Genomic DNA, 9,068 nt, shown 5'->3' on the forward strand with positions numbered 1-9,068 from the left:
AATAGCAGTATCAGAAAATTGAAAGCCTCTACCTCGTTTACCATGGTGACTTTTACATTGCCATGCTTCAACGGCTGAGTCGTCAATCCAAAACGTTACTGAGCCTCGCTTGCACAAGGCTTCATTATACTCACTCCAGTTCGCTATCTTCTTCTTCGACTTACCCATAACAACACCATGCTTCTACTACATGGGATCAGATCGCAGGACTGAGAAAAGGTTCCAACTGATTTAGTCAACAACGCCGTTTCCTTTATATAACCTTTAATTTATCCATACAAAATCGATTGCCTTTACGCTTTCAACAGATTTGGTTATCAATATTAATAAAACGATAATAGTAGACCCATTTTGTGACTAACATCTCATGGAGGCTCGTTTTAACTCGCTAATATTGCCTCAACAAAACGAATTCAATTCAACAGAATCGGTAATTGATTAAATCCTGTTCCTATAATTACCGTTTAAACTTTGGAGAACGACCATGGCTACACCTCATATTAACGCTCAAGCTGGTGATTTCGCAGAAACAGTACTGATGCCGGGTGACCCGCTTCGCGCAAAATACATTGCTGAAACATTCCTTGATGACGTTAAGCAAGTTTGTGACGTTCGCAACATGTTTGGTTACACAGGCACTTACAAAGGCAAGAAAGTTTCTGTAATGGGCCACGGTATGGGTATCCCATCATGCTGCATCTACGTACACGAGCTAATCGCTGAGTACGGTGTAAAGAACGTAATTCGCGTAGGTAGCTGTGGTGCAGTACGTGACGACGTTAAACTGATGGACGTTGTTATAGGTATGGGTGCTTCAACAGACTCTAAAGTAAACCGTATTCGTTTCAACAACCACGACTTCGCTGCAATCGCTGATTTCGGTCTTCTAGAAGAAGCTGTAAACCAAGCTCGTGCACAAGAAGTTCCAGTTAAAGTTGGTAACGTATTCTCTGCAGACCTTTTCTACACTCCAGAAGCTGACCTTTTCGAAAAAATGGAAAAGCTAGGCATCCTAGGTGTTGATATGGAAGCGGCTGGTATCTACGGTGTTGCTGCAGACCTTGGCGCGAAAGCACTAACTATCCTAACAGTATCTGACCACATCATCCGTGGCGAGAAACTAAGCTCAGAAGAGCGTCAAAAATCGTTCAACGACATGATGAAAGTAGCTCTAGAGACTGCAATCAACATCTAACGATTTGATAAAAGATACATTGAAAGGCGTTACCCCGCAGCCAAGTTCGCTTGGCTGCTCAAATAATCCCGAGGGGGAGATCGTGTCTAACGACAAGCTGCCAAAAGATGCAGATGGTTTGCAACTCAACTTTTGTAAAACATTGGCGTGTGACAACTTTGGCTTGAGCGATGCAAAACGTTATGTTTTGCAACACGCTAACCCTAAGCGTCCAGCGATGGTTTGTCGTGAATGTGGAGCTTTCCCCCCCTTACTTAACAATCGTGAAGTGTTAAGCGAACTTCATCGCCTGAGACAACTTCACAGCGATGGGCTCCCTGCCTGTCGTAATGATGATTGCGATAACTTCGGCTTATCGGTTCATACTCACAAACATCTTTACCATGCCTTCGGCTACAGTGGCGACAGGCAGCGCTATCGATGCAAAGACTGCCAATCAACCTTCGTTGACAAGTGGTCTGGCTCCAATAAAAAACTCCAGTTCCAAGAGAACCTCATGGGCTTATTGTTCATGGGATATTCTGTACGTGAAATCTGCAGAAAATTAGAGATCAACCCAAAAACTTTTTATGATCATGTTGACCATATCGCTAGCCGTTGTCGTCGCAAACTCGCGATGATTGATGCGCGATGGGTTAACCATGCCAAAGATTATCAGTTCGCCTCTCACTATCAGCGTTTGCAACCGCAAAGTAACAACGGCGTGGTTTGGATCGCGACTGGTGAAGCACACTCTGGGTATATTCTTTGCCAACATGTGAATTACTCACAAAATGAAGAGCCCTCAGGCAATGTCGATCACAATCCGTATGATGATGTGGCACGCTTTGTATCCAAAGAGCACTCTTCAGAGGCAAACCTTGAGCTACCGCAACGCTCTGACAAGCTTAAAGAGCGTATCGAGCAACAATACCAAGTTATTTTGGCGCGAGGTAACGTTGAGGACCCGATGGGGAACCTCACGGCATTTAGCTACCCGTCAAAAGGGGCGCTAATTCGACCGCCTTATACGTCTTATGCTCACTTCTTGCATGTATTAGACATGTGCGATGAAAATAAGCACGTAGCGATCTATATGCCACAAGATCCATTACTAAGATCTGCCGCCCTAAGCGTGTGTTTGCCGCGTATACAGAGTCAAAATATTGACCTTATGTACGTAGAGGAAGATTCCGGCTGGCAAGACGACCACAGTTTTGAAAAGATCGACATCGTTCATATGAGTTGGTGGCGCGATCGTTGGGCTATTGCTAATCAAGGTGATAAGCAAAAAGGTATCTGCTACCTAACAGGTAACAATCCAGAGCCAAAACAGTGGTTTAATACCGCTTCAATTCAACAAACTAAGTTTTATCAAGAGCGTTTTCAGGTGCTATTTGATAGCTTTATTAATGAACCTAGGCGTAAGCTTCGTCCTGGTGGCATTCTTCCATTACTCGACATATTTAGAGCTTGGCACAATCTGTGCTACCAAGATAAGCAAGGGCTTACGGCAGCGCAACGCTTAGGTGTAGCGGAACAGCCATTGACCCTAAAGCAACTACTTTCATAGAAACGTACCTCTAGATAATTATTCGGGAACTCATTGATTTTTAAGTAACAACATGAGGTAACACCCATAATTGGAAAAGATACGTGTTCCTTTAGCGCTCTAAGAAAGATAATTGGTGCTTATCCTAAATCACACTCTTATAATGATTGTGTTATCAATATGTTCGATAATTACGGATCTAAGCCTTGGACAAAAATCAGTACCTTCTTGAAACAGAACTAGAACAACTCAAAACTCGTGTCGACTCTGAACCGCTAGTGATCCTTGAGATTGCTCAGCAATGCCTCGTCAGATCAGAGCAAGTTCTGTTTGAAGAAGGAGCGATCCAATCGCTTATGCTAATGGCAAGATGTTGCTGGAGCCTGATGGATTACCAAAAAGGTTTAAAGTACGTCAAAGAAGCCTATAAGCGCCAAAACCGATTAGACACCGACCTTTTTCTTCCTGAAATCCTTCACTTACATGCGCTCCAATATTGGGGACAAGCCAAGTACTATTCCGCACAACAGTTCTGGATCAATGCGTTAGAGCAATCGGCACTAGTCGATGAAGTCGAAATCCAGATCGAATGCCTGATTGGTCTGGGCAACATCTGGAGAATGACTCACGAATATAAACTGGCTCGTTCAACACACCAGCTCGCGGTTAAAGTGGCAAACAACAGCCGTATTGGTTGGCTTGAAGGCAAGGCAAGAATCCTTCTCGCATGGGATTACTACCTGCTCAACAACTATGTTGAAATGCTGTCGGTGTTAGATGGTGCGGAAGAAGCGTTAAAAGGACACAAAGACAACACTTGGCATGCCGAGGTGTGGGACTTCAGAGGCCTTGCACTACTTGGACTTGAGCGCTTAGATGACGCTGAGCGTGCCACAGCCAAAGCGCATAAGCTTGCGGTTGAGCACAACCTAGTGTGGATGAAAGCCCACTCTTATATTAGCCGCGCGCGCTTAGAGTTACTCAGAAAGAGACCAGAGCAAGCCGCAGAGTTACTTAGGCTTGCGGAAGAGTCAGCAAACGAATTTGATAATGGTGAGCTACTCAGTCAAATCTATTATCAGCAATCTTTGGTCGCAGAAGAAAACCAAGATTTTAAAGCCGCTTTGATCGCCTTTAAGAAGTACCGTCAATATTCTATCGGTATGCTTCGAGAACAAACCACTCGCGTGGGTTTAGATAAAGCGCGCAGTTCAAAACGCCAACTCGAACAAAGAGCGAGAAAGCTTATCAACCGTATTCGTGGCCAACACGAGTATGACCCAGAAAAGCATCTCTCTTATGTTGTGTCTGAAACCTTTTGGTGGGAACAACTGGTTCTGTTCAAAACAGAGCTTAAGCGTTCAAATCACAGCATTATTATGTTTCAACACGTCGATCCCGACTATTTAGATGTCTGTACCGAAATCGCTCACACCTTATGTAATCAAGATGACTTCATTTCAAGGCTCAGTTCCGAGCGTGTTGCTCTCATGCTCTCTGAAAAAGGCGAAGCCGCAGAGCGAACCTTCCAAACTCTAAGCACCATGCTTGATATTTATCCATGGCATAGAAAAGGATTAAAAGGTTCAAAACCAACCGTCAGCCTCAATGACATTTTGACGTTCCCATTCACTCTGGAACAACTAGAAGAAGACGATGCCGAGGTAAGAGTTTGATGGAAACGCTACTAAGTAAGATCACCGATGCCGGTCTAGATCCCTCTTCCGTTTCAGGTGAAGAAGCGATCATATTCTGGAATCATATTCGCCAGCATGTTTCGACAACCAAAACCGAACAAGCGCACTGCTATATCATCAGTTCAGAATATCGCGCTGAACTGCAGCAAACACAAACCAGTATCGAAGAACTTAGACTGGCACTCAATCTATTAAATTTGCCAACAGATATAGAAGATATTCTGACCGTCAAAACCAGCCTAAGTGATCGCTTGGTAGAAGTTGGGGATTATACTTCGGCACTTAATGAGTTCGTTAGCTCATCATCCATCGCCGTTGAACATGGCTATATCGATGAATACGTAATGGCAATTCTAGGCATGGGTAACCTGTGTGACGCTTATGGCGACCACAACCGAGCTCTCCGCTATTACCAGAAAATAAACAGCATTGACCATGCGATAAGTAGTCGCTCACTTCGTCTTAAGTTCAAGCTTCATATGGTGGCGAGCCTAGTTCTACTGAATAGGATTACTGCAGCGAGTGACCTGCTCAATGAGTGTGAAGAACTCAGTATTCTGGTCAGCAACAAATTACTGACTGCTCAAATATTGCTATACCAAGCAAAAGTGTTGCGTGCAAAGAAGAAGTATCACGAAGCCCTACGTTGCCTGTCTAAGATTCAATACTCTGCGAACAACACGCAAGCAAGTTGGTTAGCAACTATGACACGTCTCGAGCTCGCTCATTGTTTAAGTGCAATCGGCAAACAAGAATACGCCAGCATGATCTTGTCGAGTACAGACAAGCGCATGAAGGTTTACTCATCCCCAGTACTCGCTAAACGATTTTATGATTCGCTAAGCGACGTGTGCATGAACCAAGGACGTTTTCAGGAAGCACTGAGCTACGAGAAAAAAGGCTACCGAATTGAGACGGATCTAATGAAACAGATCCCAATCAGTGAACTGGGAGCCAGCCAGCTTCGTCGCCTATCGAGATTCGAGCTACAACTTAAACTCATCCTCTCTGAACAAGAAAACCGAGAGCTAAAAGAGACAACCGAGCAGCACAAAAACGCGGTGGCACAGCTACAGCAGGATGTGTTCACCGACCCATTGACCGGTTTGCACAACCGCCGATGGTTAGATGTGAAGCTAAAAGACATGCTGTTACACGACACCTCTTTCGCACTCATGGTTGTCGATATTGATCACTTTAAGTCGATCAACGATGAACTTAGCCACCTAGTGGGTGATAAAGCAATTGTAAGTGTTTCTCAAGAGTTAAGATCATACTTCAAGTTCCGAGGCGCTTCTTGTGTCAGATTCGGTGGAGAAGAATTCCTAGTCATTCTTGAGAATACCGATATGGCAAAAGCAGAAATGCACTCAGAGAATTACCGTGAACGCATTTTCCAATTTGGTTGGCACGAAATACTCGGTGAGCGTGGCTTAACAGTCAGTATTGGTATCACGATGCATCGTGAGGGAGAGAATACACAGCGTACCTTCTATCGAGCAGACAAAGCCTTATATCGTGCAAAAGCAAACGGTCGAAACCAAGTCTGCACTGAGTAGTTAGATAGTTAAAGTAGTGCCGAACCAATCATGCTCGGCACTATCCAATAGCAAAACAATAACTTGCTTCAAGCTTTATCTATTCATGAAAAGACGTTATTGATAGAAGAACAAAGATATTCCCCCTACTGCGGCAAGCGTACCTATAAGACTCTGTTTTGAGACCTTTTCCCCTTTCAACGCATAGATCACCAGAATAAAGACCGGACTGGTCGCAATCAATGTTTGAGCTATCGCGGGATTGGCATTTTTTAAAGCGATTTGTTGCAACCAAAGCGCGAGAAACGTCCCAACAAAAATGGCGCTGAGTAACCATAGCTTGTCGAGTTTAGTCATCTCCCATAAATCCCTTTTGATTGATGAGTAAGGTTTATTCTCAACAAAAGGAATAATCATCATCACCGCAAACACGCCGATAGTCAGACGAATCAAAGCCCCCAACAATGGTGGGATATCACCAGCAACCAAAGCGTAGTGAGAAATGACCACACCTGAAGCTTGGCATACACTTGCTACTAGCCCGTAAGCAATGCCGCTCCATTGCGCTTGGTTAGTTGAATCACCGCTCACCGAATTAGATGGCTGAAATACTACGAAGGTCACCGCTAACGTGGTGATGACGACACCGAGCCAACTTTGAAGTGTCAACGCAGCACCCAAGAACATCAAAGCCAGTACGCCAGAAAGAGGCGGAGCTAAAGACTCAAGCAGCAGTGTCTTATTAGCACCGATTCTTTTCAAAGCAGCAAAGTAGGCGCTGTCACCAATTGCGATTCCAATAATCCCTGAAATCGCCAATATCCAAAAGTGATTAGCGCTCAGTTCAAACTCTGGCATTGGGATGAGCGGCATCACAAGCAGCATCATGACTGAAGCAATCAAACCTTTGATGATATTGAGCTGCATTGCTGAGAAACGATGCCCAAATTGCCCATAAATCCAAGTCGCACACCCCCACACGATAGCGGCACCGATCGCCGCTATTTCACCTATATACATTTGTATTTATCCTTGTGGTTTTGTGCATCCCGCATATTTCAACGATCACTATTAAGTCAGTATGACAAACAAGATAACAGAAATGACTCAATAAATTAGAGGGTGATTTTATAAGTTCCAATAATGACATCGTTCACATTAGAAGCAAAAACACATTATTTATAACTCGGTAAATCATTTTGATAACAATTACTTGGATGATAGCGTAGTATATTTATAACTAATATCTAACATCACAAGGATCTGTTATGTTTTTAGACTACTTTGCGCTCGGTCTACTGATTTTCGTAGCATTAGTCATCTTCTACGGCATCATCGTCATTCACGATATTCCCTATGAAATTGCGAAAGAACGCAATCATCCTCATCAAGATGCTATTCATGTCTCTGGCTGGGTTAGCCTTTTCACTCTACACACTATCTGGCCGTTTCTTTGGATCTGGGCGACGTTATGGCGTAAAGATCGCGGATGGGGCTTTGCCAAACTCGAAGAAGAGCAGCATGACATTCACCACCGAGTTGATATCTTAATCGACCAAGTGAGTACTCTTCAGGAAGAAATCTCACAACTCAAGAAAGCAAAGCCAGAGCAAAGTAAGCAAGATAACGATCAAAATAAAGCTCAAGATCAGGAGGTTAAGTAATGGATTTACTGCTGATAATGACCTACGCGGCACTGTGTATCACCATTTTTAAGGTGTTCAACATTCCGCTAAATAAATGGACTGTCCCTACTGCTGTTCTTGGCGGTGTGATCATCATCGGTACTTTGATCTTACTGATGAACTACAACCACCCTTTCACTCAGATTGGTAACCAAGTTTACTCAACAACTCCTATCGTTTCGGGGGTTAGAGGTAAAGTAATTGAAGTGCCAGTCGAGGCAAATAAGCCTCTGAAAAAGGGCGATATCCTCTTTAAAATCGATCCTATTCCGTTCGAAGCTGAAGTCGCAAGATTAGAGGCGAAAGTAAAGGAAGCTAGCCAAGGTGCGCTAGGAATGGAATCTGACGTTGCTGAAGCAGAAGCAGCGAGAATCAAAGCCATTGCTGAGAGAGATAAAGCCCAACGTGAATTCTCTCGTTACAAACGCGGTTACGACAGTGGCGCCTTTACTGAGCAACAATTGGATACTCGCAGACAAGCTTATAAAGCATCAGAAGCTGCGGTTAAAGTGGCAGATGCGACCTTAGAAAGAGAAAAAATTGCTTTGGATTCTGAGATCGGTGGCGAGAACACAGCAGTATTAAGCTTATTGGCAGAATTGCGTAAAGCCCAATTTGACTTAGAACAGACCGTGGTTCGAGCGCCTACAGATGGCTACGTGACTCAATTAGCTCTGCGCCCGGGTGTTATGGCGGTACCACTGCCACTGGCTCCGGTGATGACCTTTGTTCATACAGAAGACCAGTTCTACACTGCAGCCTTTAGACAAAACTCTTTGCAGCGCTTACAACCAGGCTACGAAGCAGAGTTCCTGTTTAGAGCATTACCAGGCAAAGTCTTCAAAGGACGCATCGAAGAAGTGATTCCAGCCATCGGTGAAAGCCAATTCCAAGCGAGAGGTGCGCTACTGGGTACTGAGGCATTGCGTACTAGTGGTCGTGTGTTTGTTAAATTGACCATTACTGATGACCTGTCTGATTTCCACTTACCTATGGGTACAGCAGTAGAAGTTGCGGTTTATTCAGATAGCTTCACTCACGTATCTATCATGCGTAAAGTACTTATCCGCATGAAGAGTTGGCAGAACTACCTATACCTAGATCACTAAGCCAGGTATAGGTTGGTCAAGAACTGACTTAACACACTGTTAATCTGAATGAAAAAGCCAGACCTTGATGTGACCCCGTAAAGTTGGACATTTCTGTTAAGCGGCTTTCAAGGCCTGAGTTCGATATTCTATCGGAGTCAGGCCTTTTAGTTTCACTTTTATACGTTTGGTATTGTAGTACTCGATGTATTCTTTAATTTGCTCTATCAGAGCATCTGCATCTTCAAAGCTTTGGTTGTGATACATCTCTGTTTTGAGTAAAGCAAAAAAGTTTTCAGCAACCGCATTATCCAAGCAGTTACCTTTTCTCGAC

Annotated in this window: 9 protein-coding genes; 6 read left to right on the forward strand and 3 right to left on the reverse strand. The window is 44.0% G+C overall.

Features of this window, described 5'->3' with window-relative positions; translation table 11 throughout:
• Positions 1–168: transposase (locus L1D55_RS25995; protein ID WP_239918909.1), on the reverse strand; the 168-nt coding region annotated here is incomplete at its 3' end.
• A 316-nt stretch (positions 169–484) separates the two neighbouring features.
• Here L1D55_RS25995 and deoD point away from each other — a divergent pair.
• From deoD to L1D55_RS26015, 4 genes are all read left to right on the forward strand, one after another.
• The gene (gene deoD / locus L1D55_RS26000) at positions 485–1,195 is read left to right on the forward strand and encodes a purine-nucleoside phosphorylase (RefSeq protein ID WP_048661021.1); all 711 of its coding nucleotides are present in this window, start codon (positions 485–487) and stop codon (positions 1,193–1,195) included.
• 82 nt (positions 1,196–1,277) lie between these two features.
• Positions 1,278–2,747: a lactate dehydrogenase gene (locus L1D55_RS26005; RefSeq protein ID WP_239919385.1), complete on the forward strand. Its 1,470-nt coding sequence runs from the start codon at positions 1,278–1,280 to the stop codon at positions 2,745–2,747.
• A gap of 185 nt (positions 2,748–2,932) precedes the next feature.
• On the forward strand, positions 2,933–4,402 hold the full coding sequence (locus L1D55_RS26010) for a hypothetical protein (RefSeq protein WP_239919386.1): 1,470 nt from the start codon (positions 2,933–2,935) through the stop codon (positions 4,400–4,402).
• Positions 4,402–5,982 carry a GGDEF domain-containing protein gene (locus L1D55_RS26015; RefSeq protein ID WP_128165061.1) on the forward strand — a complete coding sequence of 527 codons (1,581 nt, stop codon included), beginning with the start codon at positions 4,402–4,404 and terminating at the stop codon, positions 5,980–5,982. Before L1D55_RS26010 ends, L1D55_RS26015 begins: the two co-directional genes overlap by 1 nt.
• Positions 5,983–6,078: 96 nt before the next feature.
• Here L1D55_RS26015 and L1D55_RS26020 read toward each other — a convergent pair whose 3' ends face one another.
• The gene (locus L1D55_RS26020) at positions 6,079–6,981 is read right to left on the reverse strand and encodes a DMT family transporter (RefSeq protein ID WP_239919387.1); all 903 of its coding nucleotides are present in this window, start codon (positions 6,979–6,981) and stop codon (positions 6,079–6,081) included.
• 248 nt (positions 6,982–7,229) lie between these two features.
• Here L1D55_RS26020 and L1D55_RS26025 point away from each other — a divergent pair, with 248 nt between their 5' ends.
• Positions 7,230–7,625, forward strand: a complete 396-nt coding sequence (locus L1D55_RS26025) for a DUF3302 domain-containing protein (RefSeq protein ID WP_008215838.1) — start codon at positions 7,230–7,232, stop codon at positions 7,623–7,625.
• Entirely contained in the window at positions 7,625–8,755 is a 1,131-nt protein-coding gene (locus L1D55_RS26030) for an HlyD family secretion protein (RefSeq protein ID WP_239919388.1), read from the forward strand. The genes L1D55_RS26025 and L1D55_RS26030 overlap by 1 nt, the downstream gene beginning before the upstream one ends.
• A 96-nt stretch (positions 8,756–8,851) precedes the next feature.
• On the opposite strand, the gene L1D55_RS26035 is transcribed toward L1D55_RS26030, so the two are convergent.
• The coding region (locus L1D55_RS26035; RefSeq protein ID WP_152966870.1) for an IS3 family transposase at positions 8,852–9,068 on the reverse strand (217 nt) is incomplete at its 5' end.

It is taken from the genome of Vibrio sp. Isolate22, from assembly GCF_022398115.1.
In the GTDB taxonomy this organism is placed as follows: domain Bacteria; phylum Pseudomonadota; class Gammaproteobacteria; order Enterobacterales; family Vibrionaceae; genus Vibrio.